At 56.5% G+C, this 13,602-nt stretch carries 9 protein-coding genes and 2 pseudogenes; 5 read left to right on the top strand and 6 right to left on the bottom strand.

What is annotated here, in order from left to right:
- Positions 1–1,127: 1,127 nt before the first annotated feature.
- Together BUS12_RS14980 and BUS12_RS14975 are read right to left on the bottom strand one after the other, a co-directional pair.
- Positions 1,128–2,102 (bottom strand): quinone oxidoreductase family protein, encoded by a 975-nt coding sequence (locus BUS12_RS14980; protein ID WP_074296362.1) that lies wholly within the window; start codon positions 2,100–2,102, stop codon positions 1,128–1,130.
- Positions 2,103–2,389: 287 nt separating this feature from the next.
- Positions 2,390–3,208 (bottom strand): annotated as a pseudogene (locus tag BUS12_RS14975) (EAL domain-containing protein); the annotation flags it as partial.
- 1,016 nt (positions 3,209–4,224) lie between these two features.
- On the opposite strand from BUS12_RS14975, the gene BUS12_RS38195 reads away from it, so the two are divergent.
- Positions 4,225–4,455 carry a hypothetical protein gene (locus BUS12_RS38195; RefSeq protein WP_143788324.1) on the top strand — a complete coding sequence of 77 codons (231 nt, stop codon included), beginning with the start codon at positions 4,225–4,227 and terminating at the stop codon, positions 4,453–4,455.
- A 249-nt stretch (positions 4,456–4,704) separates the two neighbouring features.
- On the opposite strand, the gene BUS12_RS14970 is transcribed toward BUS12_RS38195, so the two are convergent.
- On the bottom strand, positions 4,705–5,367 hold the full coding sequence (locus BUS12_RS14970) for a FadR/GntR family transcriptional regulator (RefSeq protein WP_074267555.1): 663 nt from the start codon (positions 5,365–5,367) through the stop codon (positions 4,705–4,707).
- Positions 5,368–6,061: 694 nt separating this feature from the next.
- Between BUS12_RS14970 and BUS12_RS14965 the strand changes: the two genes are divergently transcribed.
- The 3 genes and pseudogenes from BUS12_RS14965 to BUS12_RS14955 all read left to right on the top strand — a co-directional run.
- On the top strand, positions 6,062–6,811 hold the full coding sequence (locus BUS12_RS14965) for an alpha/beta fold hydrolase (protein ID WP_074267556.1): 750 nt from the start codon (positions 6,062–6,064) through the stop codon (positions 6,809–6,811).
- 106 nt (positions 6,812–6,917) lie between these two features.
- Positions 6,918–8,180 (top strand): amidohydrolase family protein, encoded by a 1,263-nt coding sequence (locus BUS12_RS14960; RefSeq protein WP_074296361.1) that lies wholly within the window; start codon positions 6,918–6,920, stop codon positions 8,178–8,180.
- A gap of 254 nt (positions 8,181–8,434) precedes the next feature.
- A pseudogene (locus BUS12_RS14955) lies at positions 8,435–8,665 on the top strand (transposase); the annotation flags it as partial.
- A 179-nt stretch (positions 8,666–8,844) separates the two neighbouring features.
- Here the strand turns inward: BUS12_RS14955 and dmpG are convergent.
- Genes dmpG through BUS12_RS14940 form a run of 3 tightly spaced genes read right to left on the bottom strand, consistent with a single transcriptional unit; the run spans position 8,845 to position 11,698 of the window.
- On the bottom strand, positions 8,845–9,885 hold the full coding sequence (gene dmpG, locus BUS12_RS14950; protein WP_074296360.1) for a 4-hydroxy-2-oxovalerate aldolase: 1,041 nt from the start codon (positions 9,883–9,885) through the stop codon (positions 8,845–8,847).
- Complete coding sequence (locus BUS12_RS14945; RefSeq protein ID WP_074267559.1) at positions 9,882–10,841, bottom strand: acetaldehyde dehydrogenase (acetylating); 960 nt, start codon at positions 10,839–10,841, stop codon at positions 9,882–9,884. The genes dmpG and BUS12_RS14945 overlap by 4 nt, the downstream gene beginning before the upstream one ends.
- A gap of 23 nt (positions 10,842–10,864) precedes the next feature.
- Complete coding sequence (locus BUS12_RS14940) at positions 10,865–11,698, bottom strand: HpcH/HpaI aldolase family protein (RefSeq protein WP_083611633.1); 834 nt, start codon at positions 11,696–11,698, stop codon at positions 10,865–10,867.
- A gap of 646 nt (positions 11,699–12,344) precedes the next feature.
- On the opposite strand from BUS12_RS14940, the gene BUS12_RS14935 reads away from it, so the two are divergent.
- On the top strand, positions 12,345–13,292 hold the full coding sequence (locus BUS12_RS14935; RefSeq protein ID WP_074267560.1) for a fumarylacetoacetate hydrolase family protein: 948 nt from the start codon (positions 12,345–12,347) through the stop codon (positions 13,290–13,292).
- Positions 13,293–13,602 lie beyond the last annotated feature (310 nt).

Below are 13,602 nucleotides of genomic sequence, written 5' to 3'. Positions count from 1 at the left end.
GCGTACCTGTATCGATCGCCGCCGGTATCGACGTTATGAAAAACTCATGCTCGGACGCTCGATCTCCTGTGGATAAACGCTCCACATGCCGTCATCGTGAAGGAAGAAATAAATTGTCAACGCGCCTGTCGGCCGTAATGTCTCAACGCACACATATCGGCGCCGATTTGGACGTATGTGACCGAACCGGACTACCCGAGTCAGTGTTGCGGGATTCGCTCCAAGCCATCTAGCGACCAGGGAACGCAAAGAACGGTCCATCGTACTCATTGCTTTCTCCTTCAAGTTCGCATCGCGTAAACGCGATAATCCCATTAAAAGTTAAGGATTGCGAATTGTTTGTCATAAGGAGCGCGGTTATCTTGTCAGAGTTGTAGAGGCTCGTTGCAAATCAGGTTAAATTGCTCCGAACTTAAGCGCGTTCGAGTGAGAATATATAAATTTCGTCGCCAAATGTCTGATCGTTGTTAAGATGACTTGGCGAATCCTGAGATTCAACTCTAGGCGTAGACTTGATTTTAGGGTTACCAGATCGTCTCGTCGTTTATCGAGGAATCCAGTTCTGTTATTAGGTATTACCCGGGGACAGAGGTGATTCATCCGGCTGGGATGCATGGTCGTGCGGTGAGAACGAGTGGTCGAGCGGCAAGTCAGGCGTCTCTCCCTGACATTGTGCTCGATGAAAGAAAAATAAATTTCGACACGCGTTGATATCGAGATTGTTGACAGGCGCTATAGACTGCGTGGATCGGTCGGCGTGGTGGGCGCGTCGACCGATCCACGCGACCCGATGTTGTTTTTTTAACGGGTCTTCCCACGGGCGGTGTCAATTGACCGCCCGTTTTTTTCTCACTAATCAAAAGATGCCCCTGTCCCTGGCTCGACAAGGGATGCTAGATGCGCGCTATGCGTGGCAGGCGCGCGGCCAAGGTTGTGTCAGAGGTGAACTAGGGCGTGTTGTGTAGCCTTGGCGAGGGTATGTACGACCAATAGAACGTTATACCGATCGGCATGGCGCGTTCGCTCGAGGGTGCTCGAGGGAACATAAAAATGTTTGATTGAAAGAGACCGTTCAGTGCTGGACGGAACGGTCCGATGATTCCACCTTGGTGTCCCTCTTGGCGCGCTTACGGCAAGAGAACGGTCGAACCGGTGGTGCGGCGGCTTTCAAGTTCGATGTGTGCCTTCGCAACTTCGGACAGCAAGTAGCGCTGGTTGATGCTGGTCTTGACCTTGCCCGACACCAAAACTTCAAACAACTCGGTCGACATCGCCTCGTAGTCACTGCGCTTGGCGATGTGTGTAAACAAGGTCGGCCGGGTAAAGAAGAGCGAGCCGCGTCCGACGAATTCGGAGGAGTCGATCGGTGGCAGCGGACCGGATGCATTGCCGAAGCTCACGAACAGGCCAAGCGGCGCGAGGCAGTCGAGCGAACCCGCAAACGTGTCCTTGCCTATCGAATCATAGACGACGGGCACGCCTGCGCCGTTTGTAATCTCGCGCACGCGCTTGGTGAAGTTCTCGCGCGTGTAGACGATGGCGTGATCGCAACCATGTGCCCTGGCGATTTCCGCCTTTTCGTCCGAGCCAACTGTGCCGATCACCGTCGCGCCCAGCGCCTTGGCCCATTGAGACACCAACAGGCCAACGCCGCCTGCAGCTGCCTGGATCAGGATCGTGTCACCCGCCTTGACAGGGTAAGTGCGTCGCAACAGGTATTGCGCGGTGAGCCCTTGCAGCATCACTGAAGCGGCCTGCTCATAGCTCAGTGCATCCGGCAGCTTGACGACCTGAACGGCCGGCAGCACCCGTTCTTGAGCATAAGCGCCTGGAGGGCGCGCCACATACGCAACCCGGTCGCCAATCTTCAGACCTGTCACGCCGGCGCCCACCGCCGTGATCTCACCCGCCGCTTCCATGCCGAGGCCGCCCGGCAGCGGCAACGGGTACGAACCGGTGCGGACGTACACGTCGATGTAATTGAGACCGACCGCATGCTGCTTGATGCGGATCTCGCAGTTACCCGGCTCGCCTACCTCGACATCGACCCACTTCATCACCTCGGGGCCGCCTGTCTTACCGAAACGAACTGCTTTGACCATGGTGTTTCCTATATCGACCAGAGTTAGACGGTGCCACGTTCAGCCCAGAAATGGCTCAGGCAAGAGACGCGAACACGAAACGGCTGTCATCCAGCTCGTCATATCGGAGACCGGAGCGACATCGTTTTGTTTATTCTCTCGCTAATTGCGAGCGACATAGCATCATGTCAGTAATGCCAAAATGGCATGAACCGGCTTTGCCGAAAGATTTTGCTGGATTGGATCGGCTTGACAAACCGTCTGTTGCGTAGGGCCTGAGATTGTGCGGCTCACCACGGGATTCGACATGAGCGTGATCTATCACAAGAAACCGCGATGTGGCCCGCGCGAATCGCCAGGCGGACCTCGTCCGCCACCATGCGAGCCGGTTGCGCGGTGGGTCGACCGAAGAAATAGCCTTGGCCGCAAGCAATCCCCAAGTCGCGCACGACGATCAGGTCCGCTTCGTTTTCGATTCCCTCTGCAACCAGTTTGGCGCCGCTCGCGTGTGCGAAGTGCTGTATGGCACGAACAGCTTCGAGCTTAAGAAGATTGCTCGCGATGTTATGGATGAAGAACCGGTCGATTTTCACAATGTCCGGTTGCAATTGCACCCACAGATTCATGCTGGCGTTGGCGGTACCATAGTCATCAAGTGCGAATTGCGCACCAGCGGTACGCAAAGTCGTAAGCACCTGCAACAAGCTGTCGATGTCACGAATCGTGCTTTGTTCGGTCAACTCGATCACGATTCGCTCAGGGCTGATGCCTGACTCGCGCAGCAATGTGAGCACGTCGTCACTGGCCTCAGCGAATCGACGTATCGTATCCGCGCTGAAGTTGAGGAAGAGCTTGCCCACACACGCGAGCTTAGCGAAGGTCTCAATGCAGGTACGTGCGGCAGCCTGCTCGAGTTCAATCACGCAACCTTCGGTGCTAGCCTGTGCGAAAAGGTCGTACGGGCTCTCGAGCGGGGAACCCGCTGGCCCCCGAATCAGCCCCTCGTAACCGAGAATCGCCCCGTCGTCGAAATTCATGATGGGTTGGAACACGGCAGACAACTGACCCCGATCGATAAGGTCCACGATACTGATCGCGTCGAATCCTGGGGATGGGCGAAGTGACATGGTAGTTGTCCGAAGCGGAGGGGTGTGGGTTGGTCGGAAGTTCTTCGAAAAGATTTAAATGAAATATTCGTGATACACGCGTGCCTGAGAGAACTCCGGATCAAGTAGTGGACCTGCGCAAGATACCTAAATTGCGATTTCCATGTAACGACTCTCCAATAGATGAGCTAGGCAACACGTGCTCCGCGAATCGTACTGGAGGTGCCGGAAAAATTTAACACGTATTTCATCATGGGCAGTCATTTTCCGGATTAGAACTACCTCGATGGCATACCTAAAATGACAGCCCTGCATGGCGATCGCGAACGGATAGGTCCTTGCCGGTGGATCATGTTATCAGCCGGTCCCAGATTTTTCACCAACGTCGATTTTCTGCATCGTCTCATCCGGCGGCAAAGGGTTTTAGTTTCCTGTCCGAGAAAATTCCGGCTCGCGTCGTTCTATCTGTCCCGCAAGGTCGTTGATATTTGTCGTAGTCGCCATCGCGCTGGATTCGGATGTGATTTTTTTAAATGGTTAGCAAACCGAAGGAAATGTGAGTGTTTTTAATACGTCCGCAGTCATAGCTTGATCAACGGGAGCTGTATTTCGCAAAAGATAATTGCTAGTGAGACAACCCGAGGGGCGAAGCGCCGCGACCTTAAGAGCAGCAAGAATACGGAGTTGGATTTCCAGATATGCGACGGGACGCTCCGATAAGCCCGGAGCCATACATTCACCTAGAATCAATGCACAGGATTTTCTGACGGTCGTTGCCGGACGGCGTTGAGAGAAGCGATGTCGGAAATTGATCGGATTGCAGATTAAACGCAGCAACGATCGGAAGGTGCGGTCTAGTTAATCGGTGCAGTTGGTCTTGGCGTCGTCCGTCGACCATGAGCCGCTGCATGTGAAGATCCGACAGATGACTCTGTAGATTGATTTTTTGTCGGGTTCGTCAGGCAAGCAGCGGCTTTGCTTATCGGGAGCGAGCGATTGGCCGTGCATATCGGAAGCATTGATAGGAGTAGAAAGCAATGAAACTCAACAACAAAGCTGGGTCGAAGGTTGAAAACCTCGGTGCCGACCAGCGAGATCCAAATGCGGATCCAGAAACACTGGAAGGTGCGAGTAGTGAAGCTGCAGCTCAGTCACCCAGGTCGACGCAAAATTGGGCATGGCTTGCGGACAGTAGTCGTTATGATTGGATGGATTCGCATACCCCATCATTCGACCCCGAAAGTTGGAACGACACGTCTTTCGATTAGCAATGACCGGTTACAAGGCAGCCCCATTTCCGCGAGGCAGAGGCCAGTGTCCGCCGCGGGCATCAGATGCACCTTCCGACCGCCTCCGGAGCGGTACAGTGCCGACACCGCACGAAGCAATCATGCCGGAGCGAATGAGGAACGTCTTATGTAGTCCCGCATCTGGAAATACGGACGCTGCCGCGGGTATCAAAGAAAATGGTCGGGTGCACAGGCCCCGACCTGATTGCGTGGATTTGCTACGCGAGTCTAGTCGCGATTGGCAATGTATTTGCCAATCTGCTCGATATGGGTTTCCATTGCACGACGAGCTGCTGCAGCATCTCGTCGAAGAATACTGCTCACGATTGCGCGATGCGCAGCAACTGTGACCTCAAATCGTTCGGGCGTAACTGCGAAGTACTTGACCTGGCTCCAGGACGGTGACTGCCTGACCTGATGCAAAGCCTTGAACGTGAAAGCAATGAAGCTGTTGTGAGTTGCCTTCGCGATCGCCATGTGCAGGTTCGCATCCCAAAAGTCGACCGATTTGACATCTTTAGCGTTCTCGCACTCAAGCATGCATTTCTCGATCGATGCGAGATCGGCCGCTGTTGCGTGAAGCGCCGCATGCTCTGCTACACCAGGTTCAAGTAGAAGGCGAGCCAGGTTCAGGTCGGCCGGGCTGATGTCGGCAAGATCCTCTTGCTCGAAGCTGGGTGGCAAACTGCCGGCAACAAAGGTTCCCCGTCCCACACTGCGGACGATCATCCCTTCGCGCTCAATGTTGGCAAGCGCCTTTCGAACGCCGCTTCGAGGGATTCTGTACTCGACAGCGAGTTCTCGCTCTGTAGGCAAGCGCCCCTCCGGAAGAAAGGCACCGTCCGCAATGCGCTGCGACAATGCAGCCGCGACAGCTTCAAAGTCTTCCATATCAGACCTTCACCATAGTTGTCATTCCTCTCGCGTTTTGTTCGATTATAAGGCACTTAGCCCGTCGTAAACCAATTTTTCAACCGGTTTGCGGAAAGGTTCACTCGTGTTGGTAGAGCCTAGCACGCGCAATAGGGGCGTGGGATTGGTCGGGCATCTGGATTGCATGCATGGGCGCTGAAAAATGGACTTTCTGATAACGGAGCGCCGACGGGTCATCGGGCATCTGAAATGTTAGGGACTCCCGCAGAAATTCAGACACTGAGCTAGATTGCCGGATACGCGACTGGACAATCCGATAAGCGTCCGATTGGACACCCTCCTAGAATTTGTTCACGGGATTCACGGTGCCTGGATGTTTAACGACGGTTCGGGCACCTTGGGACAGTTCCCTCCTCGAAAAGATAAAACCAGGAGACGGTGTCATGCTCATCGCACACGAGAGCCCAACGCAATGTCGATCGTCAGTCAGGATATGAGCGAGCACGGCCGTTCGACGACCGTCGCGACAGGCTGCACCTGCCCGAGAGACCGACAGGCGATGTCGGGTGACGTGCCCGTCACTACGTTTTCGACGCTGTTGCAAAGACAGGTCATTGCGACTTCGCCGGAACAGCGAAGTCACACTTCATAAAAAGCGGCGCCCTGACGCACCGATCACCTTCGATTCACAAAACCTATTCAGGAATGACATATGAAACTCAAATACGATGACGTAGGAGCAGGTACGCCGGTCGTGCTCGTGCACGGACTCGGCGGCACGGGTAACGTTTTCGGAGCCCAGGTTGCGGCACTCTCGCCCAGCTTCCGGGTTGTGGTTCCGGACGTCCGCGGCTGCGGCCGCAGCGACAAGGCACCGATTTCCATCGATGCGCTGGTCGCCGATGTCGTGGAGCTGATCGACGGTGCGGGTTTTGAAAGTGTCCATCTGGTCGGGCATTCGCTGGGCACCGTCATCGTGCAGCGTCTGGCTCTCGAGCATCCGCAGATGGTGCGCAGCATTGCGTTGATCGGGCCGATCCAGGCAGCGCCGGAGGCAGCGAAAACGGCGATCCGCGATCGTGCGGAGCAGGCCAGGAAGGTTGGTCTGGCAGGCATTGCCGACGCGACCGTGAAGGGCGGCACGTCGCCTGAGACCAAGCGGGATCATCCGGAGCTGGCGGCTTTCGTGCGGGAGCTTGTGATGCGACAGGATCCCGAAATGTACGCGCAAACCTGCGAGATGATTGTCGGCCTCGAACCGGCGGCAATCGAGAAGCTGCGGATTCCGGCGCTGGTTGTGACGGGCGATCAGGATGCAACGTCGCCGCCTGCGACTGCGAAGGGCATTGCCGACAAGATTCCGGGCTCGAAGTATGTCGAACTGGCGCAGTGCGGCCACTGGACGCCCATCGAAAAGGCCGCAGCGGTGAATAAATTGCTGCTCCAGTTCTTCGCGAAATAGATCGGGTACCCATGCGGCGGTGTCGTGCTAAAGCGACGCTTCGGTAGCCTGCCATCGCAGCTAGCGTTACACGGAACTGATAAATCCATTTATTTAAGAATAGAAAATGAATCCACAACTTTTTACCAATGTGAAGATTTTCGACGGCACGGGTGCACCAACGTTCGTGGGCGAAGCGCTTGTCGATGGCAATCTGATCCGCGCCGTGGCTCGCGGCAATGGCGGGATTCCGCGTGAATCCTACTACGACGTCATCGACGGCAAAGGCATGACGCTGATGCCAGGCCTCGTCGAAGCGCACGCTCACGTGACGTATAGCAATATGGCAAAGTTCGGTGAACTTGGCCAGATTCCGATCGAAGAACACACCATCCTCGCGCTGCAGAACGTCAAGCTGATGCTGGACTCGGGCTTCACCAGTCTGTACTCGGCGGCTTCGGCGAAGTTCCGGCTCGAGGCGGTGCTTCGCGACGCCATCGACGCGGGGAAATTCCCCGGGCCGCGCATGCGGGCGGCTTCGCCTGAACTCACCGCAACAGGAGGTCTTGGGGACGAACGTCAGTACCACACGAATCACCAGGCCTTCGAACTGATTGCAGATGGCTCCGATGAAATCCGGCGAACGGTCAGGACACTGATTCGCGAGGGTGTCGACACCATCAAGATGAACATCTCGGGTGACATGTTTGCTGGACGTCAGGGGTTCGCCCGCCGGCTTTCCTATACGGAGGCAGAGGTCGCCGCCGCCGCGGAAGAAGCCCATATGCGCGGTGCCTGGCTGTCGTGTCATGCCCGTGCAGATGAGGCCGTGAAGCTTGCCCTGAAATATGACTTCCGCGTTATCTACCACTGCGATTTCATCGAGGGTGAAACGTACGACCTGCTCGAGGCGAAGCGCGACAGCGTGTTTCTCGCGCCGGCCATTGGCGTAATTTACGCAACCGCATACGAGGCAGAGCCGTGGGGCATCACCCGGGAGTTTGTCGAAAAGAGCGAGCTCTTCACCATGATCGAGCAATGCCCGAAGGTGTACGGTGAACTCAGGAAACGCGGCCTGCGGGTTCTCCCGGGCGGCGACTACGGGTTCGCATGGAATCCGATCGGCACCAACGCACGCGACCTTGAGCACTTCGTCAACATTCTTGGCTTCACGCCGGCCGATGCCCTGATGGCCGCCACGAAATGGGGTGGCGAAATCATGGATATCCCGAACCTCGGTCTCGTCAGCGATGGCTACCTCGCCGACCTGCTGCTCGTCGATGGCGATCCGGTCGAGAACATCAAGCTTCTCCAGGACCGCGACAACATCAAGGTCGTGATGAAGGACGGGGTCTACTACAAGCGGCTCATCCTGACACCCGGCATGTAGCAGGCGAACTGTTAACGTGTTCAAGGTGGTTCAGGGGAATACGTAGAACCTCGTGATTCCTTTTCTCTACAGCTGGGCGATCCATCACCGGATCGCCCGTTGCGGTTTCGCATGTCTCACTGCTGGAGCGTCCCCTGAAAGGGCGCGCACTGACGAACGTTCTAGAAGCGGTTTAATTGGATCATGCGTAAACGTCCGACCATGCCTGTACTCGACCGCACAACGGACATCGCAGTGCTGAACGGGATTGGCAGCATGTCGGTCACTTATTCTCCCAAGGCTCGCAGCAGCGGTTTGAGCGCCCCGCGCGGGATCCGCGGGACGTACTGAAGGCGATTCTTTGGGTCATAGCCTGCAACGAGAAGCGGCACAGGTTACCGGCTAACTTTCCGCCGTTACAGACGTGCTATATCAAATGGGTCCAATGGAGACGCGCCGGTCTTATGTCCAAAGTGCTTGATGAATTGGAGGTTGAGGATATCTGAACGGCGGCAGCGGCGTCACGTGGATCTTCGCGGCCGCCTCGCCCGTGCGTGCCAGCGTGTTGATATCGGCGACCGCGCCATCACACGCATTGCCAGAAAGCGCCATCATTTCGATGGGGTGGATTGGTGAGGGGCTCCGGGATTGATCACTCCAGGAGCCCCTCACTGGCATAGCAATCCTAACCGTGCTGGGCGACAGGGCGAGCATCCCGTCGAAGCAGATCCAGGGCTGCATCCACGATCATGTCTTCCTGTCCCCCCACCATTTTCCGGCGGCCAAGTTCGACGAGGATGTCGACCGTCTTCAGGCCGTATTTGGCGGCTGCGAGCTCTGCGTGGCGCAGGAAGCTCGAATAGACGCCTGCGTAACCCAGCGCGAGCGTTTCTCTGTCCACGCGCACGGGGCGGTCCTGCAACGGTCGGACGAGATCGTCGGCGGCGTCCATCAGCTTGTACAGATCACAACCGTGGTTCCAGCCTTGACGCTCCACGGCGGCAATGAACACCTCGAGCGGTGCGTTACCCGCCCCCGCACCCATCCCGGCTAGACTTGCGTCGACGCGGTCGCAGCCCTCTTCTACGGCAACGATCGAATTCGCCACGCCAAGGCTCAAATTGTGGTGTGCATGCATCCCCGTCTGTGTCTCGGGCTTGAGCACATCCTTAAATGCACGGAACCGGTCGCGAATATCGTTCATACCAAGTGCGCCGCCCGAGTCCACGACGTAGACGCAGGTTGCGCCATAGCTTTCCATCAGCTTTGCCTGCTCGGCAAGCTTTTGAGGCGTCGTCATGTGACTCATCATCAGAAAGCCGACCGGATCCATGCCTAGTTCGCGCGCGAATTCAAGGTGCTGGCGCGAGACATCTGCCTCTGTGCAATGCGTAGCGACCCGTACGATGCGGGCGCCCGCATCGTATGCGTTGCGAAGATCGTGCGTGGTGCCAATGCCAGGAATCAGCAGCGTAGCAATCTTCGCAGTCTTCACACTCTCAGCGGCCGCCGAAATCCATTCTACGTCGCTATGTGCGCCGAATCCATAGTTGAAGCTTGAGCCGTCAATGCCGTCGCCATGCGCAACTTCCATGCTGTCGACGCCAGCTGCATCAAGAGCGGCTGCAATTGACCTGACATTAGCGACGCTATATTGATGCCGGATGGCGTGGCTGCCGTCGCGCAGCGTCACGTCGGAAATGTAGATCTTTTTGTTGAGAGTCATTGTGCAGCCTCCTTGATGCCGCGTGTGATGCCTGAAGCCAGCCGACGTTGTGCCACCAGATCGCCGCAGGCGAGGGCGGCGGAGGTCATGATGTCGAGGTTGCCGGCGTACGAAGGCAGATAATGTGCTGCTCCTTCGACTTCGAGAAACACCGAAGTCTTCAGGCCGTGTACCAGACCGACATCGGGAATGTTCAACGGTTTATCAGCAGGAATCACGTCGAACTGCACCTGCTGTTTAAGTCGATAACCTGGCACGTAGCTCTGCACCTTTGCGATCATCTTCTCAATGCTCTCCTGGATGGCTTGTTGATCGACCATTTCGGAGAGGACGAACACAGTATCTCGCATGATGAGCGGCGGCTCGGCCGGATTGAGAACGATGATCGCCTTCCCACGCGTTGCACCGCCGAGCTTCTCGATCGCGCTGCGCGTGGTCTCAGTGAATTCGTCGATATTGGCACGAGTGCCCGGCCCCGCCGACTTGCTCGCAATCGACGCGACGATTTCCGCGTAGTGAACCTTTGCAACGCGTGAGACAGCCGCAACGATTGGAATGGTGGCTTGCCCGCCGCATGTCACCATGTTCATGTTCGTCGCGTTTTCCTCTTCCAGATTGATGGCGGGAATGACGTATGGGCCGATAGCGGCGGGAGTCAGGTCAATCACCTGCACACCGCGCGCCTGTAGCACTTCATTGTGGTGTTTATGTGCACCGGCGGAAGTCGCATCGAAGACAATGTCGATATCCTTGAATACATCGAGGGCCAGCAAGCCGTCAATACCTTCGGCGGTTGTCGCCACGCCCAGACGAGATGCACGTGCGAGGCCGTCTGAATTGGGATCGACGCCAACCATTGCACCCATTTCCAGATACTTACTGTTTCGTATTACCTTGATCATCAGATCGGACCCGATGTTGCCGGACCCGATGATCGCTACTTTCGTCTTGGTCATTGCGTATAACTCCTTGCTAGTGATCAGTTCTGGATGCGCCCGGTAGCCTGAGCGGTGGATCGAACGTCTTGAACGAGGTTGCTGAGGGCGAAACCGATGTGTGCTGTGTCAACGCCGATCGCTACGAACCTCGCGCCACAATCGAGCCAGGTTTTTGCCACCGTTGCCGTGGGCGAGAAAACCCCCGGCGCGACGCTGGCCTCAAGGGCGTGGTTAATCGTCGTGGTAATTGCTGCACGCACCGTTTCATGATTGATTTGTCCGGGCACTCCCAGTGCATGGGACAGGTCGACCGGACCCAGGAAGATGCCGTCGAGATCGGCGATGCCCATGATGCTGTCAAGTGCTGCCAGTCCCCCGGCGCCTTCAATCATCAGGAGAACGGCGGTTTCGTCGTTTGCCGTCTCAAACCAACGTGGAGAGCAACCATAGCCGCCAGCTCGCACCCAGGGATTGGCGCCACGCGAACCTTGCGGCGCGAAGCGGGCGGCTCGTACCGCTTGTGTTGCCTCTTGCATTGACCCGATCTGGGGGACCAGCACGCCTGCCGCACCTGCGTCGAGCGCCGCACCGATGAGAGAGGCATCATTGCATCGCACGCGGACAATAGGAAAAATGCCGTAGGCCCGTGCTGCGAGGATCAAAGCGGGTAGCGTTTCGGTTCCAAAGCTGCCATGTTCTGTATCCAGAATGATGCCGTCGAATCCGGACTGAGCAGCGATTTCAACGAGCTCGACCGCCGGGATGATGGAGAAAAGCGCGAGAAAAGGCTCGCGTTTGCGAAGGCGAACACGAAGATTTGTCTCCCGGTGCACGGAAGAAGCGGAATCACCGCCATTTGGACGGTCCGCTGTCACAGCGGCCCTCCAGTTTCTGGAGTTCCAAGGTCAGTTTCTAGCGCGAACGGGTAGGTCCGGAGCGCCGCGTCGAGAATTCGCGGGTTAGGGGTATTCGCAAAACATGGCACGTTGGCCAAGCGACCGACGCGTCGATGAACGTGCGCCTCGCCAAAATCAAGCTTCTCCATATCACACGCTCTCCTTGAATCCATCTGGTCTCGCCCGATCAGAATTGGGCAAATGGTTTCACCAAAATGTCCATTGGTTACACCAATGTAGTCCTTGGTACACCCCGTTGTCAACTACTTGGTTTCAATCCAGAGGCATGGAAACTAAAGAATTACTGTGCTGCACTGCACTTCGATGCGCCCCGTAGTCGCGGCCTTGGCGGACATTTCTGCCTAGGCAAACCGAATCTGGGGCAAACGTCGATCCGTGCCCGGCTATGGGATGGGACGCCGTTTTCCAGTGACCTTGGTGCCTGGTGGGACGTTCCGTCCTCCCGTGCGAAATCGGAATTGGCGGTCCGAAAGTGGGGAAGGGAAGTGCGATGCTGATGCTTTTTTGGTTGAACCAAAGACGTTAATGGTATAACCTTGGTTTCGAGGGCGAGATGTCGCCATCACCAATGAACACGGTTACCCCCCAAGAGCAAAGGATAAAGATGAAGATCGTTAATTTCACAGTCGACGGCCAGCGTCGACTTGGTTTTCTGGTCGACGACAAGATTGTCGATCCGCTAGCGACCAAGATTGGAGCAAGATCGGAGAACAGCGCTCTGTTGGCTGATACCTCTAGCTTCATTCGTTCCGGCGCGGCTGGCCGGGAAGTGGCGAACGCAATTGTGGGTTCGGGCGAGGGCAGGCATTCGCTTGGTGACGTGCGATTGACCTCGCCGATTTTGCCTTCGACTATTCTCTGCAGTGGTAGCAACTATCGCGCGCACAACGCCGAAAAGGTGGGCGCTCCTATCAGCGGCAAAGAACCCGAGTTTTTTGTGATGACGTCGGACTGCGTGGTAGGACCGGATGAGCCGATCGTCTACGACCCCGAACTTACACAGAAGCTCGATTGCGAAACCGAACTGGCTATTGTCATCGGTCGGGAGGGTCGACACATTCCGGTTGAAAAGGCGCTTGATTACGTTTTCGGCTATACGGTCGCCAACGACGTCACCGCCCGGGATCGGCAGGTTCGCCAATCGCCTGAAGGTTTCACGTGGTACGAAGTAGGTCGTGGCAAAGCCTTCGACAGTAGTTCGCCGCTAGGACCGTCCATTGTCACTGCTGATGAGATCGGCGATCCGCAGACCCTGATGCTGCGTACCCGGATCAATGGAGAGTTGCGTCAATCAAGCCCGACTTCAGACATGATCTGGACGTGCGCAGACCTGATTCATTTCTTCTCGATCAACTTCACTCTGCGTCCCGGTATGGTCATCCTGACCGGAACGCCCGCAGGCACAGCCTGGTCAACCGACGCCGAACTCGGCGGAAAGTGGCAAGGTCAGGAGGGATTGGTTGCGGCGACACGCTATTGCTTGCCAGGCGATGTCATCGAAAATGAAATCGATCGTATCGGCGTTCTGAGGAATGAGGTCGTTCACATCTAAACGCTTCGCGCTGAAATTCAAGAACAGCCAGATTTTGGCTGTTCGGCGCGGAAAGCAGTGTTTTTTCTCACATAGCTGAAGGTGGCGGAGTTGCCGGTCGCTCGCTGCATTGAGGTTACCCGTAAAGCGGTGCGGTGCAGATTGGCGACATCCGCCCCGCACATGGTCCGCATCGGACCCCTGGCACTGTTCGAGGTGGTGATGCCATCTCGATCACGTCGGCGATGAACGGCAGAGCTGAAGTGACAGGCTGCACTTCGCTTCATCTGAAATGGAAACAGGCAACATCACGTTGGACCGATCTGCCGTA

Source organism: Paraburkholderia phenazinium, assembly GCF_900142845.1.
GTDB lineage: Bacteria > Pseudomonadota > Gammaproteobacteria > Burkholderiales > Burkholderiaceae > Paraburkholderia > Paraburkholderia phenazinium_A.
The sequence above is the reverse complement of the archived record's forward strand: the minus strand, read 5'-3'. Positions and strand labels throughout refer to the sequence as shown.

Bases quoted from the DNA above. Each gene is read 5' to 3' on its own strand.
- BUS12_RS38195 (WP_143788324.1), top strand. From the start codon at position 4,225: ATGAAACTCAACAACAAAGCTGGGTCGAAGGTTGAAAACCTCGGTGCC.
- BUS12_RS14965 (WP_074267556.1), top strand. From the start codon at position 6,062: ATGAAACTCAAATACGATGACGTAGGAGCAGGTACGCCGGTCGTGCTC.
- BUS12_RS14960 (WP_074296361.1), top strand. From the start codon at position 6,918: ATGAATCCACAACTTTTTACCAATGTGAAGATTTTCGACGGCACGGGT.
- dmpG (WP_074296360.1), bottom strand. From the start codon at position 9,885: ATGACTCTCAACAAAAAGATCTACATTTCCGACGTGACGCTGCGCGAC.
- BUS12_RS14980 (WP_074296362.1), bottom strand. From the start codon at position 2,102: ATGGTCAAAGCAGTTCGTTTCGGTAAGACAGGCGGCCCCGAGGTGATG.
- BUS12_RS14945 (WP_074267559.1), bottom strand. From the start codon at position 10,841: ATGACCAAGACGAAAGTAGCGATCATCGGGTCCGGCAACATCGGGTCC.
- BUS12_RS14935 (WP_074267560.1), top strand. From the start codon at position 12,345: ATGAAGATCGTTAATTTCACAGTCGACGGCCAGCGTCGACTTGGTTTT.
- BUS12_RS14970 (WP_074267555.1), bottom strand. From the start codon at position 5,367: ATGGAAGACTTTGAAGCTGTCGCGGCTGCATTGTCGCAGCGCATTGCG.